Raw genomic sequence first — 25,214 nt, 5'->3', positions numbered from 1 at the left:
GCCGCGTCTGGCCCGGGTTTACTGTCGGTAACGGGTAAATCACAGGACCACCATACCATGCAAAAACACCATCTTCTGGCGTTGGCCTCTTTGTTGGCGGTCAGCACCGCCTGGGCCGAAGACCGCCCGGCGCCTCCCGCTCCGCCCTCGTTCAGCAGCCTCGACAGCAATGGCGACGGCGAGATAAGCAGCAGTGAAGCCGCCAACGACCCGATGCTGAGCCATATGTTCAGCCGCATCGACACCGACGGCAGCGGCACCCTCAGCGAAGCCGAGTTTAAAGCTGCCCTCAGCCATGGCCCGGGAGACCGCCACGGGCCGCCGTCCTTTGCCAGCCTCGACACCGACGGTGACGGCATGATCAGCACCAGCGAAGCGGCCAGCGACCCGATGCTGTCGCAGATGTTCGACAAGCTTGATGCCAACGGCGATGGCGTGATCAGCGAAGACGAATACCGGGCGCCGCCGCCTCCGCGCCGCTAACTGGGCGCCCCCGGTCTCGCCCGGGGGCCGCCTGGCTGATAAACTGCACGGGTTTTCCTTTCTTTGCGGTATGCCCAAGGGCATGAGGAAGAGTCTATGAGACCCGTTATCCGTTTGTTTTTTATCGTCCTTCGCCGAGTGTTGATGCCTTTTATGCTGATCTACGCGGCCCTTTCCAAACCCAAAGCCATTAAACGTGACGCTGCCAAACAGGCTGAAGTGGACGCTGCCTGTCGCCAGCTGACTCTGTATCAGTTCAATACCTGCCCGTTTTGCATCAAGGTGAAAAAGGAAGTGCACCGCCTGGCCCTGCCCATCGACATGGCCAATGTCCGCCGTGACCCCAACGCTCGCCAGGCTCTGGAAGCCGGCGGCGGCAAGGTAAAGGTGCCGTGCCTGCGTATCACCCACGCCGACGGCGAGGTTGAGTGGATGTACGAGTCCAACGACATCAACCGTTACCTGCATCAGCGCTTCGCCGCCTGATAATGAAAAGCCCCGCAATGCGGGGCTTTTTTCATAGCGCGGCCAGGGCTTGTGGGATGGGGGTCTCGCCGCTTATCAGGTCAAAGGCCTGGCCTTGGGTGTGGGGCGTATCGAGGCAGGCGGCCAGCACCCGGGCGACATCCTGGCGGGCAATGGCGCCGCCGCTGGTGATGTCTTTGGCGGCCGTTATCAGGCCGGTGCCGGGCTCATCTTTTAGCAGCGCCGGGCGCACTATGGTGTAGGCGAGGCCGCTTGCCATCAACTCGCGGTCGGCATAGTGCTTAGCGGCGTAATAGGGCAGCAGGCTCTCGTTCCAGTTGGGGCGGTGGTGGGCCTGGATGGCGCTGACCATCAAAAAGCGGGTGGCGCCGCTGGCCTTGGCCGCCTCCATGGCTTTAACGGCGCCGTCGAGGTCTATCAGCAGGGTTTTGTCGCTGCCGGTAGCGCCGCCGGAGCCGGCGCTGAACACCACCGCATCCATGCCGGCCATGGCCGCGGCCAGTTGGCTGACCGGTTGTTCAAGGGAGGCGGCGACCGCGTCAACGCCCTTTGCCTCAAAGGCGGCCAGCTGCGCGTCGCTGCGGGCCATGGCCACCACTTGGTGTTTGTCTGCCAAGAGCGGCAGCAGGTGCTTACCGACGCCTCCGGTGGCGCCTATAACCAAAACGTTCATCTCTACTCCTTTGCGATGCCGTGAGCCCCCAGTAAAACAAAGGCGCCGGGGCCGGTGCAAAGGCAGGCCGGGCCGGGTTCAGCTTGCGGGCAGTTGCCGGCGGTAAAAGCGGCTGTCTACTGCCATCACCGGAAAACGTGCCGGCAGCGCCTCTTTGGCCACCAGGCTAAAGCCGTGTTTCTCGTAAAAGCGGTGGGCCGCCAGAAACTGGGCGGTGGTGCCAAGGTAAATGTCGCTAAGGCCTTGCTGGGCGCACCAGAGGAGCAGGGTATCAAGGAGCTGGCCGGCCACTCCCTGGCCCGCGCCCCGGTGGCTGGCTTTGACAAACATCTTGCGAAGTGCCCCCTGGCCGGCGCCGATATCCAGCACCGAGATGGAGCCCACCACCTGTTCGCCGTCCAAAGCCACCCAGAAATTACCGGCGCCCTGGCGGTAAAACCCGGGGATATCCAGCAAATCGCTCTGGCGGGCAATATCGATGTCGATACCGAATTCGCGCTGCTGAATGGGCAGGATAAGCTCCACCACCCCTTGCTGGTGGTGGGGCTGGAATGGGGTGATGGTCAACATGGCTTGCTCTCCTTCAATCACCGGTTACGTTACCGCAACCGGCTGATTTGAAAAGCGCTTTATTGCGGGAAGTAGCGATAATGCCCGGTGATGGGAAAGCGCAGCAGGCTGTCGTCCTGCTCCGGGCCCCGGCCGATGTTATGCACCACCATCAGGTTGCCCGAAGGGGCGCGCTGGTCGCTGACGATACCGATATGAGGCAGGTTGCCGGGCAGCATCCAGGTGACTAAATCGCCGGGGCGGTAGGCGGCCGGGTCTTGGCTGACGGGTAGCGATTGGCCGTGGCGGCTGAAAAACACCTGCAGGTTGGGCACTCGGCGGTGGTCGATATTGCTGTCGGGGCGGCTAAGGCCCCAGATCCGTTTGGACGGATACAGCGCAAAGTGCTGGGCCATGTCCTCGTGCACCTTTTGCTGCAAATCGACCCCCAGGCGCCGGTAGCTTCTGATCACCACATCGGTACAGACCCCAAGCCCGGCTGGTACATCGCCGCCAGGGTAGCCGATGGTGAAATAGCGGCCGTCGTAACGTACCGCTTGCTCGGTGCGGGCCTTGGCTGCCGCCACCAGGGCCTCGGCTTCGGTGGCCTGGGCGCCGCTGGCCAACAATAACATCAGCGGAAAAAGACACTTCATGGCAGCACTCCATTGCTGGCAAAAAAGCGACTATCGCCCACCCTGGCCCAGTGAATGCTGAACGCGCGGGCTTAGGGTTTCCCGTAGTCAAAGTGAAGGTCACTGTCTTTCGCTGGCGATGCCGCTTTATGCTCGATGGAGTGAGCCGCTCTGACACCCGTTTTTTTCCTGACCTGAGGGTCACGGATGCCTCACCCTGTTATGCAGGCCCTATTGTTTTTTTACGTCTTAATTAGCCGTATCAACTTGTTTTTAAAGTCGATATCCACATCGTATTGTTTGAAAAAGTCGTTGCCCAGGACGCCGTCGCTGTCCTCTCGGTTAGGGCCCTTGATGGGGTAGAGCAAAATGTGTGAGCTAAAGGCCTTGTGGCCTACCAGCAGCGGCCTGTCCAGCTCGCTGAGCGGCCCTTGGTCGGTGGAATAGGTGCTGGGTTTGACCTGCTCGGTCTTGGGCACCTTGGCTTTATCCAGCAGGGTGTGGCGGGTGCCGTTGGTGAGTGCCAAACGGTAGTTTTTGGCCAGCGTTCGGGCGCTGATCATGATGCCGAAGTAGGGGTCCAGGGTCATGGGTTCGAAGCGGTCGGTGGCCCCGTGTTTGCTGACTTCGCGGATGGTCACCGCCGAGAACAGATAACTTAATTCCAGTTGCCGACCTTTAAACATGTCGCGGCCCAGCACGATTTTGTCCTGGCCGGGTTGCTGGCTTTGTGGCGGCAGCTCGGCGCCGCTGATGTTGCTAAAGCGCATGCAGCCAATCTGAAAGTGCGACACCTGGTAATCCCAGGGGTTACGCTGATTGTCGTCCAGGTCGGTGATGCGTACGTCCTTGCCGCTGAACTTGGTGGCATGCACCTTGAGCAATACCTCCTGCGCCATGGACAAGCCAATCTTGCTGCCTACCTCGATCCGCGCCTGGTAGTCATGGCCAGCCACCTCTACCTCGATATAGGGCCGGCCTTGGGCGTCAAAAGTCAGTGGCAGGGTGACATGGTCACACGTGGCGGCCAGCAGCGGTTTGCACCACAACAGGCCCAGCAGAAAAAGGGCTTTACCCAGGTGCATGTTCATTCCTTTGAGTTACAACGGGTTTTTGCCAAGTTTACCAGCGCTGGGCTGATAAAAAAGCCCCGCTGGGTGGGGCCTTTATATTGGCGGGCTTTAAGCAGCAAGCAGGCAGCATTTTCGCTGCCGCTGGCTGCACTGATCGTTCCGGTGACGTTGCTGACAAGGGCTAATGCTGAGCAAGGCGCTGGCTATTGTGGGCTCGGTTGGGCCTTGGCCGCCAAACGCCATTGCTGGTGGCCAAAATCGATGTCGACTACCGCTTGGCTAAAAAAGTCGTAGCCCAGCAGACCGTCCTGTTGAAAACGCGGATCGAAGGGGATTATCAGCAGCGGCGACAAGGCAAAGGTGTGGCTCTGGACCGTAAGGCCCCCTGCCAAGGTTTGGCAGGGAATGTTGTTGCCAAGATTAAAGCTGCAATGGTCAATGACCGCATCTTTGGCGACTTTCGCCGTTGCCAATACCGAGTTGGTGGCGCCGGTATCTAGCACCAAGTGATAAGGGTGGCCATGGTTTGTAGCCATTATGGTCAGGCCCTCGGCTGTATTTTGGTAACCACTCGCACCCACCAGTGGTGCCTTGCTTGGCGTTATGGTCAGGCGTTGGTGGGCTAAATCAAGGTGCAGTATCTGGCCTTTAAAAAAGTCACGGCCTATTACCGCTTTGGGCTGTTTGGGCGCTTCGGATGCATCGCCCATGTTTACTTCCCAGGGCTGGAATTCAACGCCGCTAAGCTGGGTAAGGGTCAGGCAGCCTAAGGAAAGGCTGTCGAGGGTAAAAAGTTTATTTTGCTGCACTTTACCTTCGGCGTTCATGCTGCGAAGGCTTTTGTTGCTGTAATGCACACCCGGCAGGGTTTTAATCAGCGTGCTTGGCAGATGCAGCGCTGTTCTCGCCCCTAAATCAAGTTCTGCCGTCACTGTTTGTTTGCCGATCGCTAAGGTCAGAAAAGGCGTGTTGTGATCGATGGTGACCGGTAACGTGACTTCACAGCTTTGCGAGAAGGCCGGTGCCGAGGCAACCAGTGCCAGCGCAAACGCCAGGCCCTTAAACATAGATTGTTGCATCTATCCCCCTTTCATTGTTATTGGCTTTTTCGCTATACGACGCCTTGGCTATATTGCCTTAAAAAGCAGCAGCGCCGCTTGGTTTTTAGTGGCGCCGGAGCCATAAAAAGCCCCGCTGGCGGGGCTTGGGGGTTAGTCCTTGCGGGCTTGCTCGGTGGCGATGAATTGGTCTATCTGCTGCTCCAGCACCTTGAGGGGGACGGCGCCGTTGGCCAGTACTGCGTCGTGGAAGCGGCGGATATCGAATTTGTCGCCAAGCTCGGTTTGGGCCTTTTCACGCAGCCGCAAGATGGTCAGCTCGCCCATCTTGTATGACAGCGCCTGGCCGGGCCAGGTGATGTAGCGGTCGGTCTCGGTTTGCACGTTGTGCAGGCTAAGGCCGGTGTTGTCGGCCATGTATTTCTGGGCCTGCTCGCGGCTCCAGCCGTACCAATGCACTCCGGTGTCCACCACCAACCGGGCGGCGCGCCAGGCGTCGAAGATCAGCCGCGCAAAGTGCTCGTAAGGGGTCTGGTAGAAACCGGCTTCTTCGCCGAGGTATTCGCTATATAGGCCCCAACCTTCGCCAAAGGCGCTGATGTAGCCGTTGCGGCGAAAGGCTGGCAGACCGGTTTGTTCCTGGGTAAGGCTGATTTGCAGGTGGTGGCCCGGCACCGCTTCGTGCAGTGTCAGCGGCGCCAGCTCGTAGATGGGGCGCACCTTGAGGTTGTAGGTATTGACCCAGAACTCCCCTGGCCTGTCGTCGGTGTAGGAGCCGGAGTAACGGGCCGAGGTGTAGTTGGGGGCAATATCCGCCGGCACCGGGGTAACGGTGTAGGGCTTGCGGGGTAGCTTGCCGAAGTAGCGGGGCAGGATGCCGTCGGCCCGCTTGGCGTAGTAGGAGGCGTCTTTGAGTAGCTCCAGCGGGGTTTTGGCGTAGAACTGCGGGTCGGTACGCAGGAACTGCATGAAGTCATGCAAATCGCCCTTGAAGTGCAGCTGCTGGATGATGGCGTTCATCTGCTCGTGGATGTGCTTCATCTCGGTCAGGCCGAGCTGATGCACCTCTTCGGGGCTGATATCCAGGGTGACGTAGTGTTTGACCCGGTTTTTGTACCACTCCCGGCCATTGGGCATCTCGGACATGCCGATGCTAGTGCGGGCGTTGGGAATGTAGGTGTTGACCATGAAGTCGTGCAGCTTGTTAAAGGCCGGCAGCACCGCCTTGTCTACCACCTCGTTGGCCTTGGCCCGGCGCGGGTCGTCTTGCGCCAAGGCATCAAAGGGGCTCAGGAACTGCTCTTCGTTGATGTAGGAATTGATGTTGCTGCCCACCAGCCCCAGCACCGCCTTGGGTTGGGTGATGCCCTTGGCCAGGCCTTCTTTCATCCAGGCGATTTGCTGGTCGATGTAACGGGGCACATCGCCAAGGGCGGTGAGGTAGGCGTCAAAATCGGCGTCTTTTTGAAAACGCAGGTAATCCTTCATGCCGGCCAGGCCCACCCAGAAGCCGTACTCGGAGGTGAGCGGCATCAGGTGGTCGCCAAAGCGGTAGTTGTCGATGCGGTTGTCGAGCTCGTAGATCAGCATGGTTTTGCTGATCTGGTCTTGGTTGCCAAGGCTGGCCGTTGGCACCGCTTCGACCTGGCGTTTGAACTGCTGCCAGTATTGGTCCTCGGCGGCCAGGGCTGCCGGGGAAAGGTCCGGCAGGTGGCCGGCACTGCGCCTGGGGTTATGGCTGCCAGCCAGCAGGCTGTCGTATTGGCTGCTGGCCTGCCAGTACTGGTCCATCAGGCTATTGAAATTGGTTTGAACGCTTTGGGCCGGGTCGGCCGGGGAATGGGTCTGGGCACAGCCGCCTAAAAGGGCGAAACAGAGGGCGGCGACAGGGGTGAGACGGTTCATAGCACTTCCTATGGCGTTTTTTGTTCAGTGTCCCTGATTTGGCGCCAGGCTCAACGGCCGGCACGACCACAAGACCGGCAGGCAGGGTGAATGCTCAGTGGCGGTACTTGGTCAGCCAACCTTGCCACAGGGCAAACAGCGCCTGGCGCACCGTGTTGGAAAAATCCGGTACCAAAAGGCCAGTGGCATCGGGCAGGGCGCGAATGGCAGCTGGCGGGTTGGCCGCTTGCCACAGCCCTACCACCATGGCGTGGCTGGCTTGAATAAGGGCCTGGATACTGCGCTCTTCCATGGCGGCGGCCTTGGCCACCCGGGCGGCACAGCGGGCCACGGCATCGGCCATGTGGCGCTTGAAGGTCTGGATGGCGTCCAGATCGTCGCAATGCTCAATCAGGCCGTGGGCCAGGGCCGCCAGGCGGCAGCTGTCTTCGTCGCCAGCAATGTGGCGGCACAGTTCGTCTATGGCCTGGGGCAGCGGCAGGGTATCCACGGCGGTCTCCAGCCGCTCCAGCCAGCTGCGCATGTCATCTTCCAGCAGGGTCAGGAAGATGGCTTCGCGGGAGCGAAAGTACAGATACAAGGTGCCTTTGCCCAGGCCCAGGTGCCCGGCCATTTCGGCGGCGGTGGGCAGGCGCTGAAAATCACGGTGCAAGGTGCGGGCGCAATCGAGGATCTGCCGGTAGCGCAGGGCTTTGTCGTCGGGGTTGTTGGCGCGTCGCATGGCGTGGGCAAATTCCTTGTAATGGGGGCGCTACTGTAAAGAGCGGGCCGCCTCGATGCAATCTGGCGGCCGTCTTGGCAGTCCCTGCAGTCCTTGGTTTAGTCGGGCATATCGGTAAAGGCGTGGCGCAGCGCCTGTGACCAGGCATCAGACAGCGCCCGAAAGTGGCTGTCTTCGGCTTCGATGCGCCGGCGGATACTAAATTGGCATTGCCCGGCCGGCAGCACGGTGAGATCAAGCGGCATACCGACCGACAAATTGGAGCGCAGGGTGGAGTCCATGGACAGCAGCACCGCCTTGATGCCGTCGCTAAGTGGGGTGTCTTCGGTTATTACCCTATCGAGTATGGGCTTGCCGTATTTGTGCTCGCCAATCTGCAGGTAGGGGGTGTCTTCGGTGGCCTCGATAAAGTTACCGGCGGCGTACACCAAAAACAGCCGCGGCTGGCCACCTTTGACCTGCCCAGCCACCATGATGGTGGCGGCGGAGTTCTCGTTACGCTGCTCCAGCGTCTGGTGATACTTCCCCTGCACCTGCTGCATGGCATCTCCCACCATCTGCGCCACCTTGTGCATGGTGGGGGCGCTGAGCAGGGTGCCCTCGGCGTCGCTGGTGTCGATGGCCTCTTGCAGCCGGTTCATCACCGCCTGGGTGATGGCCAGGTTGCCGGCGGTAACCATGGCAATGGCCCGCTCGCCGGGTTCTTCCCAAGTGAACATCTTGCGAAAGCGGGCCACGTTGTCGAGGCCGGCATTGGTGCGGGTATCGGAGAGCAGAACCAGGCCCTCGTTGAGCTTGAGTCCGACACAGTAGGTCATGGCGCGCCTGTTATTGCTGTGATTGTTTCACCACCACTGATACATCAAGTTGTTCCTCGCTGCCACCGGAATGTATGCCGCGGATGGGGGCGGCGTCGCGGGCATCGAGCCCCGAGCCCAGGCGAATGTAGTACTCGGTGGGGCAGCAGCGGTTGGCGCAATCAAAGCCCACCCAGCCGAGGGTGTCGACATAAATCTCGGCCCAGGCGTGGGCCGCTTCATGGGGCACGCCGTCGGCGTCGGCAAACAGATACCCCGACACATAGCGGGCCGGCAGGCCGATGCTGCGGGCCATGGCGATAAGCACCTGGGTGTGGTCCTGGCACACCCCTTGGCCCTCGGCCAGGGCCTCGGCGGCGCTGGTGTGGGCGTGGGTGCTGCCGGGGGCGTAGCGCATCGCCTCGCTCACCGCCTGGGAAAGGGCGTGGGCGAGATCCAACTGGCTGGCCTGGGCATTGTCGGCTTTCACCTTTTGCGCCAAAGCCAGGATGGTCTCGTCGGCCCGGGTGGCGGCGGTGGCGCGCAAAAATACCTGGGGCGAGGCCTTTTCCCGGTGGCCCTTGAGCACCCCGGCGTGGTCCTGGGTGCGCACCGTGCCGGTCACCAGCACTTCCAGGCTGTCCAGGGGGCCATTGGCGGTGAGGGTAAAGACGGTATCGCCAAAGCCATCCACAAAGGGGGTGCCGATGGTGGCGCCCTCGGCGCTTATCTGCCAGTTCAGTACCTGCTGGCCGGCGAAGCGGCTGGCGCTGAGTTTGAGGCTCTGGGTGACGCTGCGCACCGGCGGGTCATAGCGGTAACGGGTGCTGTGGCTGACGGTCAGGCGCATTTATTGTCCTCCGAAGTAGTACGACTCGGCGATGCTGTTAGACAGCGCCGCGTTACGCATCAGAAAATCGCTTAAAAACTCGTGCAGGCCGGTGCTGAAAATGTCCTCCATGTCGCCGTGCAGCAGTATCGAGTACGTCTCCAGGGCCTCGGCGGCGGCACTTGAGCGGCGCCCGTAATGGCGGGCCAGCCGTTGCAGGTGGTCGGTGGTGCCGGCGTAACAGTGGGTGAGGGAGCGCGGGCTGAGCGGGTTTAAAATCAAAAAATCGGCAATCAGCAGCGGCGTGTAGTTGTCCTTGTACACCCAATGAAAGGCCCGCAAGGCCGACACCGCCCGCAGCACCGTGGTCCACTGGTAGCTGTCGCGGCTGTCCCCCACTACTGAGGTTTCCGGCAGCAGCACGTAGTATTTCACGTCCAGCAGACGGGCGGTGTTGTCGGCCCGCTCCAACAGGGTGCCCAGGCGCAAAAAGTCGTAGCCGTCGTTACGCAGCACCGTGGAGTCGGTGGCGCCGCGAAACAGCGCGCCCTGGCGTTTTACCCAGTCCAAAAATTCCGGCAGGTTGTTGCGCACCATGTAGCGCAGCGCCGGCTTTTTCAGCTCCATATGGGCGCTGTTGATAGCGTCCCACATGTCGGCGGTGATGGCGGTGCGCATGGCGCGGGCGTTGTTGCGGGCCTGCTCCAGGCAGTTGCTCACCGAAGAGGGGTTGGCCGGGTCGAACACCAGGTAATCGGCCACTTCGGCTTGGGTCAGGGGAATGTAATCGGTGGGGCTGAAACCGGCGGCGGCCAGCACCGATTGCCACTCGCTGCGATAGCCCTTGCCGGCGGCGGGCATCAGCCCCATGCGATAACCCATTTCCATCAGGCGGGCCATGTTTTCGGCCCGCTCCACATAGCGAGACAGCCAGAACAGGTTGGCTGCGGTACGGCTGAGCATAATGGCGGCTCCTGTTATTCGGCCATGATCCAGGTGTCTTTGACACCACCGCCCTGGGAGGAGTTAACCACCAGAGACCCTTCCCTGAGCGCCACCCGGGTCAAACCGCCCGGGGTGAGCCGTATCTTGTCGCCCACCAGGCAAAATGGCCGCAAGTCCACATGGCGCGGCGCGATGCCGCTCTCCACAAAGGTGGGGCAGGTGGAGAGGCTCAAGGTGGGCTGGGCGATAAACTCGCCGGGGTTGGCGCGGATGCGCCCGGCGTAGGCGTCGATTTCCTCGCGGGTGGCGGCCGGGCCCACCAACATGCCGTAACCGCCGGAGCCGTGTACTTCCTTGACCACCAGCTCTGGCAGGTGGGCCAGCACGTATTCGAGGTCGTCGGGCTTGGCGCACTGGTAGGTGGGCACGTTGTTGAGGATGGGCTCTTCGCCGAGATAAAAGCGGATCATCGACGGCACATAGGTGTACACCGCCTTGTCGTCGGCCACTCCGGCGCCCGGCGCCGAGCAAATGGCCACGTTGCCGGCCCGGTACACGTTCAGCAGCCCCGGCACTCCCAGCACCGAGTCGGGGCGAAAGCACAGAGGGTCCAAAAAGGCGTCGTCAATGCGCCGGTAAATCACGTCCACCCTGGCTGGGCCGCGGGTGGTGCGCATGTAAACGTGGCCGTTTTCCACAAAGAGATCCTGGCCTTCCACCAGCTCCACCCCCATCTGGTCGGCCAGGAACGAGTGCTCGTAATAGGCGCTGTTCATGGCGCCGGGGGTTAGCACCACGATGCAGGGGTCACCGCCGCAGCCTTTGGGGGCGATGCTTTTGAGGGTTTTGAGCAGGCTTTCGGGGTAGCTGTCTACCGGTTCGATACGCAGCTGGGAGAACAGCTCCGGGAACATGCGCATCATTATCTCGCGGTTTTCCAGCATGTAGGACACCCCGGATGGGGTCCGGCAGTTGTCCTCCAGCACGTAAAACTCGTTTTCGCTGACCCGCACGATATCGACGCCGATGATGTGGCTGTACACCTTGCCGGGCGGGTCGATGCCGATCACCGAAGGCTCGAAGGCGGCGTTGTTGAACACCAGCTCACCGGGAATGACCCCGGCTTTGATGATCTCGGCGTTGTGGTAGACGTCGAACAAAAAGGCGTTCAGGGCCCGGGCCCGCTGCTCGACCCCTCTTTTGAGCAGCCGCCACTCGGCGGCGGTGAAGATGCGGGGAATAAGGTCGAAGGGAATAAGCCGCTCTGGGTCGCCACCGTCACCGTACACGGCGAAGGTAATGCCAATCTTGCGAAACAGGGTCTCGGCTTCCATGCGCTTTTGGGCCAGCTGCTCTGGGCCTGTGGCTTCCATCCATTCCACCAGGGCCTGGTAGGGCTCCCGGACCTTGTCGTCGCTCATCATCTCGTTGAACACCGCACACCCCTTGAATAAATCCGCATCCTTTGTGGGATTAATTGCAGGCGGCGGCGGGTTTGGTCAATAGCTGAACAAGGCTTTGGCGTTTGATGGCGGCTTTTCGTGACCCACAGCAATAAAAAAGCCCTCGGATGAGGGCTTTAGGTCAGGCGGCCTGTTCCAGGGCCTCGGTCTTGGGCGCCGGTTCGGCCGGCTTGGCAGCCTGCTGGCGGACCGGGCTAATGGCCAGCACCGCCAGGGCGGCTATAAACAGCATGCAGCCCATCAACAAGAAGGCCTCGTTGTAGGCCATAACGCTGGCCTGGCGGTTCACTTCCTTAAACAGCAGGCCATAGGCCTGGGTGGCGTTGCCGCCCTGGGCCTCCAGTATTTGGCCGGTGTGGCTCAGCCACTGGGTCAGGTTCTGGCTGCCGCTTACCAGGGATTCCCGTACCTGCCACAGGTAATGGCGGGTGCGCACGTCCATCAAGGTGGCCAGCAGGGCAATGCCCACGGCGCCGCCCATGTTGCGCATCACGTTCAGCAAGGTCGAAGCCGAGGGGGCGTCTTTCTTGTCCACCCCCTGGGTGGCGATGATAGACAGCGGCACCATCATAAAGGGCTGGGCCATGGCCCTGACCAACATTGCCGGGATCAGGAAGGCGCCGTCGTAGAGTACCGTCATATTGACGTTCATCCACATGCTGATGGCGATGCCCACGAAGCCGGCAAACACCAGGTAGCGCGGGTCAACCTTCTTCACCAGTTTGGGAATGAGCGGAAACAGCGGCAGCTGCGGGAAGCCCACCCACATCAGCACCAGGCCGATTTGCATGGCGTTGTAGTCGTGTATTTGCGCCAGGTACAGCGGCACCAGGTACACCGAGCCAAAAAGACCGGCGCCCAGGGCAAAGTAAGCCAGGCAGGCCTTGGAGAAATCCGGGTTCTTAAAGAGCCGCAGGTTCACCAGTGGCGCCTTGGCGGTGAGCTGGCGCCAGACAAACACCGTCATGCTGACCACGGCTATGACCGACAGCCAGCGAATGTACTCGGCGTCGAACCAGTCGTCGCGGGAGCCCTCTTCCAGCACCACTTCCAGGGAGCCAAGGCCGAGGGCCATGGTCACCATGCCGAACAGGTCTATGGTCTTGAGCTGGTCGTCGTCACGGTCTTGTTTGTCCAGGCCCATGGCCAGCAGCACCATCACCAGCAGGCCGGGCAGCACATTCAGGTAGAAGATGTAGTGCCAGCTGAAGGTGTCGGTGAGCCAGCCGCCAAGGGTTGGGCCGATAGAGGGCGCGAAGGTGGCGGTGACACCGAACAGCGCCATGCCCACCGGTTGCTTCTCCATGGGTAGCTGGGTCATGACCAGGGTAAAAGCCATGGGAATGAGGGCGCCGCCGGTAAACCCTTGCAGGGCCCGAAAGGCGATCATCGACTCCAGGTTCCAGGAGAAGGAACAGGCCAAGGATGCCAGCACAAAGCCGGCACTGGTCCACAGCAGGAATCGCCGAGGGCTGAGCCAGCGGGTGAAAAAGCCGGTCAGGGGGATGGCGATCATCTCCGCCACCAGATAGGCGGTGGCTATCCAGGAAGACTCGGTCAGGGTGGCCCCCAGGGCCCCCTGGATCTCCTTGAGCGATGAGTTGGTGATCTGGATATCCAGGATCGCCATGAACGCGCCCACCAGGGCGCCCATCACCGCCAGCCAGTTTTTCGGTATGCGCGACAGCATCCCTTACTCCGTGTGGACCGTGGCCAGCACCGACATGCCGGGGCGCATTACGCTCAAGTCCTGGCCGTTATCAAAGGCCAGGCGAACCGGCAGGCGCTGTACCACTTTGGTGAAGTTGCCGGTGGCATTTTCAGGCGGCAACAGGGCGAACTCGGAGCCGGTGGCACCGGCAAAGCTCTCAACGTGGGCCTTGAAGGTCACCCCGGATTTGGCGTCGGCCACGATATCGACCTGCTGGCCAATCTTCATGCCGGCAACCTGGGTTTCCTTATAGTTGGCTTCTACCCAAATCTTGGGTGTCACCAAGCTCATCAGCCGCGCGCCGGGGCTGGCGGTTTGGCCCAGCTGCACCTGGCGGCTGGTCACAAAACCGTCGCGAGGGGCGGTGATGGTGGTATAGGAGAGCTGCAACTCGGCATCTTCTACCTTGGCCTTGGCGGCATCCACTGTGGCTTGCAGCTGCGGCTGTTCACCCAAAATCACCTGCAATTGCGCCTGTTCGGAGGCGATTTGCGCCTTGGCCTGGGCCAGGCGGGCCTTGGCGGCGTCGCGGTTCAGCTCGGCTGCGTCCAGGTCGTCTTGGGAGACATACTGCTTGCCCGACAGGCGCGACAGCCGGTCTACCTGTTGCTGGGCGCGTTTAAGCTCCGCGCTGGCGGCATCAAAGCTGGCCTGGGCCGATTCCACCAAGGTTTGCTGGGCATTCTGGCGATCAACCAAGTGGTCGAGTACCGATTGCTGCTCGGCAAGGTCGGCCTTGGCTTCGGCCAGGGCGACCTGATAATCCCGGGGGTCGAGTTGGATAAGGGGGGTGCCGGCGGTCACCTTTTGGTTATCGGCAACCAGTATCTGTGTCACAGTGCCGTTGATGCGGCTCATCACCGGCACGATGTCAGCTTTGACATAGGCGTTGTCGGTTGTCTCCTGGCCCTGATGCAACCACCACCAGGCCCCACCACCTGCGGCCAGAGCTACCACTACAAGCAAGAAAATAATGCGTTTGGACATTGGACCTCCAATCTGAGGCTCGACATTCTAGCGTCGTTACATTATTTTTATTAGTCGCTCTGTATAACACGTACTGTTTCTAGTTTTATAACAGTTCGTTATGGCGTTATAACCGTTCAACCGGCGTAGGAGGCTTCATGGATCTCAATGAAATTCAGGTATTTACCAAGGTAGTGGAAGTCGGAAGCTTTACCTCGGCCGGTGAACGATTGAACATGACCAAGGCCACGGTCAGCCGCAAAATCGCTGACCTTGAAGAGCGGCTCGGGGTGCGGCTTTTAAACCGCACCACCCGCCAGCTCAATCTCACTGAAACCGGCCAGGCGTTCTATGAGCGCTGCTCGCGGATCATGACCGACCTTGGCGATGCCCAGGCACTGGTTACAACCCGCGCCGAGCAGGTGCGGGGCAAGCTGAAAATTGTCATGCCCATCGAGCTGGGCCAGATGCTGATGGGCCGCTTCCTTGGCCACTTCATGCAGCGCTATCCCGATGTGGAAATCGACGCGGAGCTTACCAACCGCCGCATCGACATGGTGCAAGAAGGGGTGGATGTGAACATCCAGGTGGGCCTTGGCCAGGACTCCAACCTTATCGCCCGGCGCCTGAGCTCGACCCGCAAGATTTTGGTGGCCACCCCTGACTACCTGGCCGGCAACAGCCCGCTGCTGCACCCCGAAGACTTGGGTGACCACGAAAACATTCTGCTGAAGATGTCTGGCGATGCTTACGAGCCGCTGCGTTTTTCCAAAGGCAAGGAGCAGGTAACAGTGCAGCCCAAGGGCCGCATGCACTGCAATAACGTCACCTTTGCCCGCGAAGCGCTGCTCTCAGGCCTTGGGGTTGGCGCCGTGCCGCTCTTTATGGCGCTGCCCTACGTTAACGAGGGCCGCCTGGTGCGGGTGCTGCCCGACTGGACCATGGAAAGCGGCGAGATGTACGCGCTTTATCAAAGCCGCCAGTACATGCCCAAGCTGCTCAAAACCTTTTTGGACGAACTCAGCGAAACCATGGCCGAGATGGACAAGCTCAAAACCAGCGCCTGCCTGGACCGTGAGGAGATCCTTGACCAGATGATGGCCAGCAGCAGAAAGCTCTCCGAGAACGGCCTGGTGGAAAAGGTGCTGGCGAAAATCGACAGCAAAGCCCGGGACGCTGTCGCCTAAAACCCCATGGCACGCTCGCTGGGCCGGGCTGCGTCCTCCTGGCGATAATCGCAAACCCCATCGGGGAAAATGGCCTCCAACCATGCCTGGTAGGGGGCCATTTCTTTGGTGCCGTAAAAGCCCTGCGCTATGGCGTCTTGAACGCTTACCCGCGCGCATTTGAACAAGTCTCCCGCCAGAGGCGAGCCGGCCCTATTGCGCGGTGAACTGTGGGCCGGGTAGATGGCCATGCAGGCGCCATCGGCTTGCTGGTTCCAGCGGCCGTTCCACACCGTATCGCCACTGGCCAATACCTTGCCTTCGCCGTCAAAACAGCTGTCGCTTACCGGGCGCCTGCCGCTTTCGAGCCACTGCTCCATGGCTCTAAGGGCCTGGGGCGTAGGGTCAAAGGGCTTGGCCGCTACCCAGATCACCAAATTGTCGCTGTTGCCCTGCTGGCGAATAAGCCGCTCCCGTACCGACAGGCTGGCAAAGGAGTGGTGCATGTTGAGCACCGGGTCCAGGTAGTGGCGTAAATCGATGGTGGGCAGGGAGAGGCGGCCCAAAAACACCTGGCCGCCCAGGTAGGCTGCAGCCATGGCTTGTGGGTGCCCCTGGTTGCGAGGGGCGGGCTCGAACCCGGCGGACACCGGGCCTGAAAAGGCTGCCAGGGGCAGCAGGCCGCCGGGCCGTTTTTGCATGTTGTGGTCTCCCCACAGGGACAGGCGCCTTAGCTTTTGGTCACCAGAGAGCACCCAAAACCGCTCTTGCTGCATCTGGGCCGGGGGCTTCCAGCCGCCGATATGGGCGTTGAGGTGCAAAAATTCTGCCGGGCTCAGCGCGCCTTCCTTCAAGGCTTCAAGACCATACTGCACGCCGATGTTGTCATAGGTGCGGTTGGCGTAACCGGCGGCGTCTTGGCCGTAAATATCCCCCAAGTCGTGCCAGTAGCTGAAATGGCTTTGGGCGGCTAGGGCGTCGCTGAACAGCGGCGCCCGGTGGTAGTAATGGGGGTTGTTGGTGAGCGGAGTCAGGCCCCGCCAGGAGGCGCTGCATTCGGTGGCACCGGGGGGCAGGCGGCTGGGTTTGAAGTTGAGCCAGCGGGACCAGTCGTCCATGCGCCGAAAGCGGTGGCCTTGGGTGTTGGAGGCGGTCAGCCCCTCCACCAATGGCCGCTCGGTCTGAACCTGCCAGCGCGGGCCGCCCAGTTCGTCGAAGTAATATTCCAGCAGCTCGCAATCGAGGGCCCAGATGGATTGGGTCACCATGTCCGGGTAGCTGTATTGGGGCAGCAGGCCGTCGAGCAGACCCGGGGCGATTTCGGCAAAGATATACTGCTGCACCGCGCCGCCCGAGCCGCCGATACCGATGGTCCAGCGCGGCTCGCCGTAACGGGCCACAAACTGCGCCTTGACCAATTGCGCGGTGCGGGCGCCGCGCCAGAGGTGGTAATGGGTGCTGGTAACGTTGCCGCTGGAGGCCAGGATGGCGTAACCGGCCTTAAGCAGCGTGAGGTTGTCTTCGGTTAGGTCTGAGAGGCGCAATTTACCCTGGTACTTGCCTATACCCACCCCGCCCTTGAAGGCAAAAATCACCTTGTGATTCCAAAGCGTGGCGCTGTTGATGGGCTCCTCTGGCATTACCCGCATGGCAATGCCGTAGAGGTAGCGGTTTAGGCTGCCGCGCTCGACTCGCACTATCACCGGGCCCTGGGCGTCACGCTGGGCATCCGTTGGCAGCGCCCCAGGCGGCAGAGGCACGGGTTGCTCCGCCCCCTCTTGCAGGTAGAAGTAATCAACCCGGGTGGCTATCTGGCAATCTTGGCTAAACCCCAGGGCCGCGCCGTCTGCGCTTGTAACCGGGGTACCGGCGCCCTGCTGGTTATCCACCAAGGGCTGGCCAAGGCCTGAGTCTTCGGTAGCGCAGGCAAAGGGGTAGTCCAGCGGCCACAGCTGGGTGTCTACGGGGCCGCTGTCACCTATTGCCACCGGCAGGGAAAAGGCGCTGAGATCCAATGGGTTAAATACTGGGTGTGGGCCCGGGTAGGGCACTTTGGCCCGGTTGGGTTGGTAACCTGCGGGCAGGGCTAGCACTTGGTGGCTGGGCTTGGCAGGGGCGATTTCGTCTCCCAGCCAGTCGAGGGTCAGTTCCCTTGCCGACCAGCCCAGCAGCATCACCACCGCCAAGGTACCCAAACCGGGTTTGATAAAACCGCGTCCCTTGTTTCGCATAACACCCCCAAACAAGGCATTTCATGTTCAGCCTAGCAAGGGCCAGCGCCATGGCGCCCAAACCGCGGAAAAAAGTTGTGATATAGCCTGCATTACTGAATGCTCATCAATGGCGTGCCAAGTTTATTTAATCTTTTAAAAACATATGGATATGGTCATTGTTTAAGCATTATTCAGTGTTGCGCCAGTGTTAATGCCTTGGAAGGTGAATGCTCCCTGAATCAATCTGTAGCCACGGGTTAACGAGAGGGGAAATGCAATGCACCACATGCTCTGCGGTATTCTGGTTGCGTTGGCAGGGATGCCCGTCTTGGCGGAGACCACCGCACAACCAGAACCTGTTACCAGTTGGTATCAACACCTGATGGCGGAACCTGCTCCGCAGCAGGCCAAAGTCTTAGAGCCGTCGTTGCTCAAGGTTAAGCTCAACCAGGCGCTCACCCTGGGCCTGAGCAGCCAATTCGAAAAGGCCGAACATCAGCGTGTGGAATTCAAACAACCGGCAGCATTTGATGGCGGCCAGTTCAGCAGTTCCTACCATCTGAGCCTTAACTGGCGCTTCTAAAACCAATATAAAATTATCTTGCTTGCACAATTCAGGGGCGCCTCGGCGCCCCTGCCGTATTTTAACGGACTTCTCAGCGCCCCTTTTCTTGCCTAAATTTAAAGCTCCCCCAAGGAGTTATTGCATGTTTGTACCCTTAAATATGGATTTCGGTGAAGCAGTCACCGTCGATTCGGCCAGTGCCAACTGGCTACCCAGCCCGAAAAAGGGGGTGTACCGCTGCCCCCTTGAACGCCAACAAGCCGAAGAAGGCCATGCCACCAGCCTGGTGCGCTACGAGCCCGGTTCAAGGTTCAGCCCCCATGCCCACCCCGGCGGGGAGGAGATCTTGGTATTGGAAGGCACCTTCAGCGACGAAAACGGCGACTACAAGGCCGGCACCTATCTTCGCAACCCCCCTGGCACCCGCCATGCGCCCTTCAGCGAGCAAGGTTGCAAGCTGCTGGTTAAACTCAATCAGTTTCGCCCAGGCGACAGCCGGCGTTTTGCCGTCGATACCCGGCCATGGTGCTGCGAGCCGGGGTTGCCGGTGGAGTTGCCGCTGCACAGTTTTGGTGGTGAATACACCGCTCTAATTCGTCTGCCCCAGGGGGCCGACACCTGCCTGCCTTGCCTTGATGGCCGGGTTGAGGCGCTGGTGCTGGCCGGTACCCTGCTTGATGCCCGGGGCAGATACCGCGCCGGTACCTGGCTGAGAAGGCCGGATTGGCATGGTGACAAACTGATGACCGCACAGGACACGGTGCTTTTTATCAAGCAGGGCCATTTTCCCGGCAGTTGAACTGGACTGTTCGCTTCAGGGTGGTATCTGGAGACGTGGGATGAAAGGCAACAGTCTGGATCTGGTGAGGCGCGCTTATCTGCTGCGCATCATGGGCTTGGGACTGGGGGCGCTGGCCATGGCCGCTGTGCTGTGGGAAGGCGCCACCGCCTGGTGGCTTTGGGGGCTGTTGCTGCTGCACGGCTTTATCTGGCCGCATCTGGCCTTCCTTCGAACCTTGCTGTGCCGCAGCGCCCTGCGATCCGAGCGCCAGCACCTGCTGGCCGATGCCTTGCTGGGCGCGGCCTGGTTACCCCTGATTGGCTTTAACGCCTTGCCCTCGGTACTGGTGTGGGTGCTGCTGGCGGCCAACCTGCTGGTGGCCGGTGGCCCGGTGCTGCTCGCGAAAGCCGTGGCCGGCCAGCTGCTGGTGGTGGGCGCTATGCTGCTGGCCGGCGTGGGGCATTGGCAGTGGCAGACCTCGGCTTTTGAGCTTTTGGGCTGCCTGCCGTTATTGCTGTGCTATCCCCTCCTCTGGGCCTTGCTGAGCTACCTTGGCGCCGACAAACCCGGTAATGGCGCGCTGGCCATAGAAAGCGGCCCGGCCAGCATTTACCCCATGAGCGATTGGGAGCGGCTGGTGGAGCAGCGTTTCTTGCAATGCCAGGCAGATCTGGCATCGGCCAGTATTATCTTGCTGGATATGAGCCAGGCTAGGCGACGAAGGGGCGAGCAGTGGAGCAGCACTCAGATGCGCCATTTGGCCAACATCCTGGCGCTGCAGATGCGCGGCGGCGACAAGCTGGGTTTTTGGGGGAACAAGGGGCTGGGGCTGCTGTTACCGGGGACCCGGCTCGATGCAGCGGTGGTGATTGCCGAGCGCATCCGCCAGCAATTAACTGAACTGAGCCGCGACCAGGGGCAGCTTGGGCTGTGCGCCGGGGTAGCCGGTTTCAGCCCGGCCCAGCGAGACCATCATGGCTGGTTGGCCCAGGCCGAGCTGCGATTGTCCAAGGCCAAAGAGGCAGGGCGAAACCGGGTGGTTGCCGCCTGACAGGCATAAAAAAACGGCGCCCTTGGGCGCCGTTTTTTGCTGGCCGGAACTTAGTCCTTGGACGCGCGGGAAGCGCGCTTACGGTCGTTCTCGGTCAGGTGGCGTTTGCGGATACGGATGCTCTGCGGGGTCACTTCCACCAGTTCGTCGTCGTCGATGAATTCCATGGCGCGTTCCAGGGTCATCTTGATCGGCGGAGTCAGGGTCAGGGCTTCGTCGGTACCGGCCGCACGCATGTTGGTCAGCTGCTTACCTTTGAGGCAGTTTACGGTGAGGTCGTTGTCACGGCTGTGGATACCGATGATCTGACCTTCGTACACCTCAACGGCGTGGCCGATGAAGAGACGGCCGCGCTCTTGCAGGTTAAACAGGGCGTAGGCCAGGGCCTTACCGGTGGCGTTGGAGATCAACACGCCGTTGTTGCGCTGACCAATGGTGCCGCCTTTGAAGGGGCCGTAGTGGTCAAAGCTGTGGTACATCAGGCCGGTACCGGAAGTCATGGTCATAAAGTCGGTCTGGAAGCCGATAAGGCCACGAGCCGGGATCATGAAGTCGATACGAACACGGCCCTTGCCGTCGATGTCCATGTTGCGAAGCTCAGCTTTACGCAGGCCAAGAGCTTCCATGACGCTGCCCTGGGACTGTTCTTCAACGTCCACGGTCAGGGTTTCCATGGGCTCTTCTTTCTCGCCAGCTTCGTTGGTGCGCATGATCACCTGAGGGCGGGAAACAGCCAGCTCGAAACCTTCGCGGCGCATGTTCTCAATCAACACGCCCAGGTGCAGTTCGCCACGGCCGGAGACGCGGAAGGTATCCGGGTCTTGGGTTTCTTCAACACGCAGGGCCACGTTGTGCTTGAGCTCCTGGGTCAGGCGGTCAAGGATCTGGCGAGAGGTAACGAACTTGCCTTCCTTGCCGGCGAAGGGCGAGGTGTTAACCAGGAAGTTCATGGTTACAGTAGGCTCGTCCACGGTCAGGGCAGGCAGGGCCTCGGGGGCGCTGGTGTCACAAACGGTGTCGGAAATTTTCAGCTCGCCAAGGCCGGTGATGGCAACGATGTCGCCCGCGGTGGCTTCGGTGGTCTCGAAGCGGTCCAGGCCCATGTAGCCCAGTACCTGGCCGACTTTGCCGTTACGCTTGGAGCCGTCGGCGCCCAGAATAGTCACCTGCTGGCCAAGCTTAACTTTGCCGCGCTTGATGCGGCCGATGCCGATAACGCCCACGTAGGAGCTGTAGTCGAGCTGGGAGATCTGCATTTGCAGGCCGCCGTCCAAGTCCACGTCAGGCGGGGAAACCTTGTCAACGATGGCTTGGAACAGCGGGGTCATGTCGGCACCCACTTCGCTGTCGGAATCGCTGGCCCAGCCGTTCAGAGCAGAGGCGTAAACGATAGGGAAGTCCAACTGCTCGTCGGTGGCGCCGAGGTTGTCGAAGAGGTCGAATACCTGGTCGATAACCCAGTCAGGGCGGGCGCCGGGCTTGTCGATTTTGTTGATAACCACGATGGGCTTGAGGCCCTGGGCGAATGCCTTTTGGGTCACGAAGCGGGTTTGCGGCATCGGGCCTTCTTGGGCGTCAACCAGCAGCAGCACTGAGTCCACCATGGACAGCACGCGCTCTACTTCGCCGCCGAAGTCGGCGTGTCCGGGGGTGTCCACGATGTTGATGCGGAACTCTTCGCCAGCAGGAGAAGTCCAGCGGATGGCGGTGTTCTTGGCCAGGATGGTAATGCCGCGCTCACGCTCCTGATCGTTGGAGTCCATTACGCGTTCGGCCATTTCGCCGCGGGTTTCCAGGGTACCGGACTGGGACAGCAGCTTATCCACCAGAGTGGTTTTGCCGTGGTCGACGTGCGCAATAATAGCGACGTTACGAAGTTGTTGAATTTGCATGACTTTTCCAGGAGTGGTGTGAGTGCGCCACAGTTCGGCACTGGATCCGGGGCCCAAGGCCCCAGATGAAAAAATGGCCGCTATTGTACTCAAGCCACATGACTTTAACAGTACTAAGCGTAAACTGATTTTCGCACCGGATATTTCGGTTTGCACCAATGTGGTGCAATCGCTGTTCCAATCTGGTGCATTGCCCGTCTGGAACCCCAAGGGAAATGGGTAGATTAGTCATGTAAAACAATCTCTTGTGAAGTTGGCGCGAGAATTGTAGTGATAGTGCCAGCGACGCCCCAGCCAGGCGACATCTACTTAAAATCGGAGGCTAATTCGAATGTCCGTTGAGCAAATCCTCGACCTGATCAAAGAACACGAAGTCAAATTTGTCGACCTGCGTTTTACCGATACCAAAGGTAAAGAGCAGCACGTAGCCATCCCCCACCACCAGGTGGACGCCGATTTCCTGGAAGACGGCAAAATGTTTGACGGCTCTTCCATCGCTGGCTGGAAAGCAATCAACGAATCCGACATGGTGCTCAAGCCGGATCTGACCACCGCCGTTCTGGACCCCTTCGCTGAAGAAGTGACCCTGAACCTGCGCTGCGACATCCTCGAGCCTGCCACCATGCAAGGTTACGACCGTGACCCCCGCTCCATCGCCAAGCGCGCCGAGGCCTACCTGGTCTCCACCGGCATCGCCGACACCGTGCTGTTTGGCCCTGAGCCCGAATTCTTCATGTTCGACGACGTCCGTTTCGGCGCCGACATGTCCGGCTGCTTCTACAAGCTCGACTCTGAAGAAGCTGCCTGGAACTCCGGCCGTGAATACGCCGAAGGCAACAAAGGCCACCGCCCCATGGTTAAAGGTGGTTACTTCCCGGTTGCCCCGGTTGATTCCTCCAACGACATCCGCGCCGCCATGTGTATGGTGATGGAAGAGATGGGTCTGGTGGTTGAAGCTCACCACCATGAAGTGGCTACTGCCGGTCAGAACGAAGTGGCTACCCGCTTCAACACCCTGACTGCCAAGGCTGACGAGATCCAAATCTACAAGTATGTCGTGCACAACGTGGCTCACGCTTACGGCAAAACTGTTACCTTCATGCCCAAGCCCATCGTTGGCGACAACGGTTCTGGCATGCACTGCCACCAGTCTCTGAGCAAAGATGGCAAAAACATCTTCGCTGGCGACAAATACGGCGGCCTGTCTGAAGAAGCCCTGTACTACATCGGCGGTATCATCAAGCACGCCAAGGCCATCAACGCCTTCACCAACGCTTCTACCAACTCCTACAAGCGTCTGGTGCCCGGCTTTGAAGCCCCGGTCATGCTGGCTTACTCTGCCCGTAACCGTTCCGCTTCCATCCGTATTCCCCATGTGTCCAGCCCCAAGGCTCGCCGCATCGAAGTACGCTTCCCTGACCCGACTGCCAACCCTTACCTGGGCTTTGCTGCCCTGATGATGGCCGGTCTGGACGGTATTCAGAACAAGATCCACCCTGGCGATGCCATGGATAAAGACTTGTACGATCTGCCTGCCGAAGAAGCGGCCGAGATCCCGACTGTTGCCTCCAGCTTGGAAGAAGCCCTGGCCTGCCTGGACGCTGACCGCGAGTTCCTGACCCGTGGCGGCGTGTTCACCGACGAAGCTATCGATGCCTACATCGAGCTGAAAGCGGCTGAAGCCAAGCGTATCGCCATGACCACCCACCCGGTGGAATTCGAGCTCTACTACAGCGTTTAACAACACTGAAAGTTTGCTGCTTTGCGTGTTGGGCCCACCGTCAGGTGGGCTTTTTTATTGCGGCAACGGCGATGTTGGTAGAAGATTTTTGAGGTATTGCCTTGGACAAGGCCCGAGCATTGTCCGAGGCTGGGAACAGACCCCTCTACGGACCCGGATCATGAAACAGGCTCTGCTGATATTGCTGCTTGCCGCGTCGACCGCCATGGCGGCCGAGTCCGGCAAGATATACACCTGGACCGATGCCAACGGCGTGACGCATTACTCCGACAAACCCCACCCCGGCGCCAAGGAAACCAATGTGGCCTTGTCGCAGCAGTACGACATGCCCAAGGCCGACCCCAACATCCTCAAGCAAGCGCCCAAGGCTGCCGAGGAAACCCGTTGGAGCATTACCATTCTGAGCCCCGGTGACGAGGCCACTTTGCGTGAAAACGACGGTGAAATGTCGGTGTCGGTGCAGACCCAGCCGGCCATGTTGCCTGGCCAGCGGGTACAACTGTTCATGGACGGCAAACCCCTGGGGGCGGCCAGAACCGTGAGCAGCTTTGTGATAAGGGATGTGGAGCGAGGCGAGCACAGCATCAAGGTGCAGCTGATTGATCGCAGCAACCAGATCATCGCCGAGAGCGAGCCCCATACCATTTATATGCACAGGGCCAGCATCTTCAGCCCCAGCCGTCAGCCGGCCGGTGGCGGCGGTTAAAAGCGGTACACCAGCCCCAGATAGGCCGAGGTGCTGTGGTCTTTGTCGACAATGGGGCTGTCTGACAAGCTGTCGTCCAGCCAGGTGTAGCGCAGGGACGCCACTGCCAGCCACTGGCTGGCAAACTTCCAGTTCATATCCAAAGTGGCAAAGCTGTTGGTGGCCGAACCGGGGTGATACTCGGCAAAGCCGCTACGCAGGCTCTCACCGGTGCTGACACCATAGTAGTAGTCGGCATAGTCGTCCGAGTAGTAAGCCAGGCCCAGGCCGGGGGTCAGCTGAAAGCGGGCGTTGCGGATCACCGGGTACTTGTAGGCGAGCTCTGCATACTGGCCGTCATGGCGGCCTGACACATCGGTTGCCAGTGTCCCTTCCAACAGACCCCACTTGGCTTTGTGGGTCGCTCTAACCCCGCCCAGTACGCTGAACTTGCGATCATCGAGGCGTTTCATCCGCTGATCGTCGGACTTATCCGGGTCGAGCCGCGATGGCCCCAGTTGCAGGCCCAAAGCCAAAGACCATTGCTCATCCTTGGCCAGGTAATAACCGGCAGAAGGGCCGCGCAGATAAAAATCCTTACCCTCGTAACCCACCGCCGGGAACACCAGGTTCTGGTTGCTGACACCGATATAAGGAGAAGGAGACTGGATCACGCCGATACCGGCTGACCAGCGCGATGCCTCCTCGGCCATGGCGGTGCTGCTAAGGGCCACCAAAGCTAGCGCGAGAGGATATTTCATGGGCACAACTCCTTTGCAATCAAAGCGGACCGTCAAAGAGTACCAGTAGCGGATGACAGCTCAAG

The 25,214-nt window shown here is 60.3% G+C and carries 24 protein-coding genes; 8 read left to right on the top strand and 16 right to left on the bottom strand.

Annotated elements, in window-relative coordinates; all coding sequences use genetic code 11:
- Nucleotides 1-57 precede the first annotated feature (57 nt).
- Both AC22G1_RS19440 and AC22G1_RS19435 read left to right on the top strand, forming a co-directional pair.
- Nucleotides 58-483 (top strand): EF-hand domain-containing protein, encoded by a 426-nt coding sequence (locus AC22G1_RS19440; protein ID WP_417357472.1) that lies wholly within the window; start codon nucleotides 58-60, stop codon nucleotides 481-483.
- A gap of 96 nt (nucleotides 484-579) precedes the next feature.
- Complete coding sequence (locus AC22G1_RS19435) at nucleotides 580-969, top strand: glutaredoxin family protein (RefSeq protein ID WP_050659515.1); 390 nt, start codon at nucleotides 580-582, stop codon at nucleotides 967-969.
- Nucleotides 970-1,000: 31 nt separating this feature from the next.
- On the opposite strand, the gene AC22G1_RS19430 is transcribed toward AC22G1_RS19435, so the two are convergent.
- From AC22G1_RS19430 to AC22G1_RS19370, 13 genes are all read right to left on the bottom strand, one after another.
- A complete protein-coding gene (locus AC22G1_RS19430; RefSeq protein ID WP_487314815.1) occupies nucleotides 1,001-1,642 on the bottom strand; it encodes an SDR family oxidoreductase in 642 nt (213 codons plus the stop codon).
- Between the two features lie 78 nt (nucleotides 1,643-1,720).
- Nucleotides 1,721-2,212, bottom strand: a complete 492-nt coding sequence (locus AC22G1_RS19425; protein WP_487314814.1) for a GNAT family N-acetyltransferase — start codon at nucleotides 2,210-2,212, stop codon at nucleotides 1,721-1,723.
- Between the two features lie 59 nt (nucleotides 2,213-2,271).
- On the bottom strand, nucleotides 2,272-2,847 hold the full coding sequence (locus AC22G1_RS19420; protein ID WP_123422030.1) for a DUF1287 domain-containing protein: 576 nt from the start codon (nucleotides 2,845-2,847) through the stop codon (nucleotides 2,272-2,274).
- 221 nt (nucleotides 2,848-3,068) lie between these two features.
- Nucleotides 3,069-3,917 (bottom strand): hypothetical protein, encoded by an 849-nt coding sequence (locus tag AC22G1_RS19415; RefSeq protein ID WP_487314813.1) that lies wholly within the window; start codon nucleotides 3,915-3,917, stop codon nucleotides 3,069-3,071.
- Between the two features lie 185 nt (nucleotides 3,918-4,102).
- Nucleotides 4,103-4,978 (bottom strand): pepsin/retropepsin-like aspartic protease family protein, encoded by an 876-nt coding sequence (locus tag AC22G1_RS19410; RefSeq protein ID WP_487314812.1) that lies wholly within the window; start codon nucleotides 4,976-4,978, stop codon nucleotides 4,103-4,105.
- A gap of 132 nt (nucleotides 4,979-5,110) precedes the next feature.
- The gene (locus tag AC22G1_RS19405) at nucleotides 5,111-6,862 is read right to left on the bottom strand and encodes a DUF885 domain-containing protein (protein WP_487314811.1); all 1,752 of its coding nucleotides are present in this window, start codon (nucleotides 6,860-6,862) and stop codon (nucleotides 5,111-5,113) included.
- Between the two features lie 94 nt (nucleotides 6,863-6,956).
- The gene (locus AC22G1_RS19400) at nucleotides 6,957-7,583 is read right to left on the bottom strand and encodes a TetR/AcrR family transcriptional regulator (RefSeq protein ID WP_487314810.1); all 627 of its coding nucleotides are present in this window, start codon (nucleotides 7,581-7,583) and stop codon (nucleotides 6,957-6,959) included.
- Nucleotides 7,584-7,681: 98 nt separating this feature from the next.
- Nucleotides 7,682-8,401 (bottom strand): proteasome-type protease, encoded by a 720-nt coding sequence (locus tag AC22G1_RS19395; RefSeq protein ID WP_487314809.1) that lies wholly within the window; start codon nucleotides 8,399-8,401, stop codon nucleotides 7,682-7,684.
- Between the two features lie 10 nt (nucleotides 8,402-8,411).
- Nucleotides 8,412-9,230: a transglutaminase family protein gene (locus AC22G1_RS19390; protein WP_487314808.1), complete on the bottom strand. Its 819-nt coding sequence runs from the start codon at nucleotides 9,228-9,230 to the stop codon at nucleotides 8,412-8,414.
- The gene (locus AC22G1_RS19385) at nucleotides 9,231-10,172 is read right to left on the bottom strand and encodes an alpha-E domain-containing protein (RefSeq protein ID WP_487314807.1); all 942 of its coding nucleotides are present in this window, start codon (nucleotides 10,170-10,172) and stop codon (nucleotides 9,231-9,233) included.
- Between the two features lie 14 nt (nucleotides 10,173-10,186).
- Nucleotides 10,187-11,578 carry a circularly permuted type 2 ATP-grasp protein gene (locus AC22G1_RS19380; RefSeq protein ID WP_487316756.1) on the bottom strand — a complete coding sequence of 464 codons (1,392 nt, stop codon included), beginning with the start codon at nucleotides 11,576-11,578 and terminating at the stop codon, nucleotides 10,187-10,189.
- 160 nt (nucleotides 11,579-11,738) lie between these two features.
- Nucleotides 11,739-13,307 (bottom strand): DHA2 family efflux MFS transporter permease subunit, encoded by a 1,569-nt coding sequence (locus AC22G1_RS19375; RefSeq protein ID WP_487314806.1) that lies wholly within the window; start codon nucleotides 13,305-13,307, stop codon nucleotides 11,739-11,741.
- A gap of 3 nt (nucleotides 13,308-13,310) precedes the next feature.
- Entirely contained in the window at nucleotides 13,311-14,315 is a 1,005-nt protein-coding gene (locus AC22G1_RS19370; RefSeq protein WP_487314805.1) for an HlyD family secretion protein, read from the bottom strand.
- A gap of 137 nt (nucleotides 14,316-14,452) precedes the next feature.
- Between AC22G1_RS19370 and AC22G1_RS19365 the strand changes: the two genes are divergently transcribed.
- The gene (locus AC22G1_RS19365; RefSeq protein ID WP_487314804.1) at nucleotides 14,453-15,481 is read left to right on the top strand and encodes a LysR family transcriptional regulator; all 1,029 of its coding nucleotides are present in this window, start codon (nucleotides 14,453-14,455) and stop codon (nucleotides 15,479-15,481) included.
- Here AC22G1_RS19365 and AC22G1_RS19360 read toward each other — a convergent pair.
- Nucleotides 15,478-17,691, bottom strand: coding sequence for a DUF6351 family protein (locus tag AC22G1_RS19360; RefSeq protein ID WP_487314803.1), 2,214 nt, complete (start codon nucleotides 17,689-17,691; stop codon nucleotides 15,478-15,480). The two genes, AC22G1_RS19365 and AC22G1_RS19360, sit on opposite strands and share 4 nt — an antisense overlap.
- A gap of 259 nt (nucleotides 17,692-17,950) precedes the next feature.
- On the opposite strand from AC22G1_RS19360, the gene AC22G1_RS19355 reads away from it, so the two are divergent.
- The 3 genes from AC22G1_RS19355 to AC22G1_RS19345 all read left to right on the top strand — a co-directional run bounded on the left by AC22G1_RS19355 (nucleotide 17,951) and on the right by AC22G1_RS19345 (nucleotide 20,070).
- Nucleotides 17,951-18,256, top strand: coding sequence for a hypothetical protein (locus tag AC22G1_RS19355; RefSeq protein WP_487314802.1), 306 nt, complete (start codon nucleotides 17,951-17,953; stop codon nucleotides 18,254-18,256).
- 124 nt (nucleotides 18,257-18,380) lie between these two features.
- Nucleotides 18,381-19,037 carry a cupin domain-containing protein gene (locus tag AC22G1_RS19350; protein ID WP_487314801.1) on the top strand — a complete coding sequence of 219 codons (657 nt, stop codon included), beginning with the start codon at nucleotides 18,381-18,383 and terminating at the stop codon, nucleotides 19,035-19,037.
- 40 nt (nucleotides 19,038-19,077) lie between these two features.
- Nucleotides 19,078-20,070, top strand: coding sequence for an MASE2 domain-containing protein (locus tag AC22G1_RS19345; protein ID WP_487314800.1), 993 nt, complete (start codon nucleotides 19,078-19,080; stop codon nucleotides 20,068-20,070).
- A gap of 50 nt (nucleotides 20,071-20,120) precedes the next feature.
- Here the strand turns inward: AC22G1_RS19345 and typA are convergent, their stop codons facing one another.
- Nucleotides 20,121-21,962 (bottom strand): translational GTPase TypA, encoded by a 1,842-nt coding sequence (typA, locus tag AC22G1_RS19340; RefSeq protein ID WP_487314799.1) that lies wholly within the window; start codon nucleotides 21,960-21,962, stop codon nucleotides 20,121-20,123.
- 331 nt (nucleotides 21,963-22,293) lie between these two features.
- Here typA and glnA point away from each other — a divergent pair, with 331 nt between their 5' ends.
- A complete protein-coding gene (gene glnA, locus AC22G1_RS19335; protein WP_487314798.1) occupies nucleotides 22,294-23,703 on the top strand; it encodes a glutamate--ammonia ligase in 1,410 nt (469 codons plus the stop codon).
- Between the two features lie 160 nt (nucleotides 23,704-23,863).
- Nucleotides 23,864-24,409 (top strand): DUF4124 domain-containing protein, encoded by a 546-nt coding sequence (locus AC22G1_RS19330; protein WP_487314797.1) that lies wholly within the window; start codon nucleotides 23,864-23,866, stop codon nucleotides 24,407-24,409.
- Here the strand turns inward: AC22G1_RS19330 and AC22G1_RS19325 are convergent.
- Nucleotides 24,406-25,149 carry a MipA/OmpV family protein gene (locus AC22G1_RS19325; protein ID WP_487314796.1) on the bottom strand — a complete coding sequence of 248 codons (744 nt, stop codon included), beginning with the start codon at nucleotides 25,147-25,149 and terminating at the stop codon, nucleotides 24,406-24,408. The genes AC22G1_RS19330 and AC22G1_RS19325 overlap by 4 nt on opposite strands.
- Between the last annotated feature and the right edge of the window lie 65 nt (nucleotides 25,150-25,214).

The sequence above is a fragment of the Gallaecimonas zhanjiangensis genome, from assembly GCF_057624825.1.
The sequence above is the reverse complement of the archived record's forward strand: the minus strand, read 5'-3'. Positions and strand labels throughout refer to the sequence as shown.

Excerpts from the sequence above, each read along its gene's own strand:
- AC22G1_RS19425 (WP_487314814.1), bottom strand. The coding sequence starts at position 2,212 with ATGTTGACCATCACCCCATTCCAGCCCCACCACCAGCAAGGGGTGGTG.
- AC22G1_RS19355 (WP_487314802.1), top strand. The coding sequence starts at position 17,951 with ATGCACCACATGCTCTGCGGTATTCTGGTTGCGTTGGCAGGGATGCCC.
- AC22G1_RS19405 (WP_487314811.1), bottom strand. The coding sequence starts at position 6,862 with ATGAACCGTCTCACCCCTGTCGCCGCCCTCTGTTTCGCCCTTTTAGGC.
- AC22G1_RS19440 (WP_417357472.1), top strand. The coding sequence starts at position 58 with ATGCAAAAACACCATCTTCTGGCGTTGGCCTCTTTGTTGGCGGTCAGC.
- AC22G1_RS19330 (WP_487314797.1), top strand. The coding sequence starts at position 23,864 with ATGAAACAGGCTCTGCTGATATTGCTGCTTGCCGCGTCGACCGCCATG.
- AC22G1_RS19390 (WP_487314808.1), bottom strand. The coding sequence starts at position 9,230 with ATGCGCCTGACCGTCAGCCACAGCACCCGTTACCGCTATGACCCGCCG.
- AC22G1_RS19350 (WP_487314801.1), top strand. The coding sequence starts at position 18,381 with ATGTTTGTACCCTTAAATATGGATTTCGGTGAAGCAGTCACCGTCGAT.
- AC22G1_RS19430 (WP_487314815.1), bottom strand. The coding sequence starts at position 1,642 with ATGAACGTTTTGGTTATAGGCGCCACCGGAGGCGTCGGTAAGCACCTG.
- AC22G1_RS19435 (WP_050659515.1), top strand. The coding sequence starts at position 580 with ATGAGACCCGTTATCCGTTTGTTTTTTATCGTCCTTCGCCGAGTGTTG.
- glnA (WP_487314798.1), top strand. The coding sequence starts at position 22,294 with ATGTCCGTTGAGCAAATCCTCGACCTGATCAAAGAACACGAAGTCAAA.
- AC22G1_RS19365 (WP_487314804.1), top strand. The coding sequence starts at position 14,453 with ATGGATCTCAATGAAATTCAGGTATTTACCAAGGTAGTGGAAGTCGGA.
- AC22G1_RS19360 (WP_487314803.1), bottom strand. The coding sequence starts at position 17,691 with ATGCGAAACAAGGGACGCGGTTTTATCAAACCCGGTTTGGGTACCTTG.
- AC22G1_RS19385 (WP_487314807.1), bottom strand. The coding sequence starts at position 10,172 with ATGCTCAGCCGTACCGCAGCCAACCTGTTCTGGCTGTCTCGCTATGTG.
- AC22G1_RS19375 (WP_487314806.1), bottom strand. The coding sequence starts at position 13,307 with ATGCTGTCGCGCATACCGAAAAACTGGCTGGCGGTGATGGGCGCCCTG.
- AC22G1_RS19370 (WP_487314805.1), bottom strand. The coding sequence starts at position 14,315 with ATGTCCAAACGCATTATTTTCTTGCTTGTAGTGGTAGCTCTGGCCGCA.
- AC22G1_RS19400 (WP_487314810.1), bottom strand. The coding sequence starts at position 7,583 with ATGCGACGCGCCAACAACCCCGACGACAAAGCCCTGCGCTACCGGCAG.
- AC22G1_RS19395 (WP_487314809.1), bottom strand. The coding sequence starts at position 8,401 with ATGACCTACTGTGTCGGACTCAAGCTCAACGAGGGCCTGGTTCTGCTC.
- AC22G1_RS19380 (WP_487316756.1), bottom strand. The coding sequence starts at position 11,578 with ATGATGAGCGACGACAAGGTCCGGGAGCCCTACCAGGCCCTGGTGGAA.
- typA (WP_487314799.1), bottom strand. The coding sequence starts at position 21,962 with ATGCAAATTCAACAACTTCGTAACGTCGCTATTATTGCGCACGTCGAC.
- AC22G1_RS19410 (WP_487314812.1), bottom strand. The coding sequence starts at position 4,978 with ATGCAACAATCTATGTTTAAGGGCCTGGCGTTTGCGCTGGCACTGGTT.
- AC22G1_RS19345 (WP_487314800.1), top strand. The coding sequence starts at position 19,078 with ATGAAAGGCAACAGTCTGGATCTGGTGAGGCGCGCTTATCTGCTGCGC.
- AC22G1_RS19420 (WP_123422030.1), bottom strand. The coding sequence starts at position 2,847 with ATGAAGTGTCTTTTTCCGCTGATGTTATTGTTGGCCAGCGGCGCCCAG.
- AC22G1_RS19415 (WP_487314813.1), bottom strand. The coding sequence starts at position 3,917 with ATGAACATGCACCTGGGTAAAGCCCTTTTTCTGCTGGGCCTGTTGTGG.
- AC22G1_RS19325 (WP_487314796.1), bottom strand. The coding sequence starts at position 25,149 with ATGAAATATCCTCTCGCGCTAGCTTTGGTGGCCCTTAGCAGCACCGCC.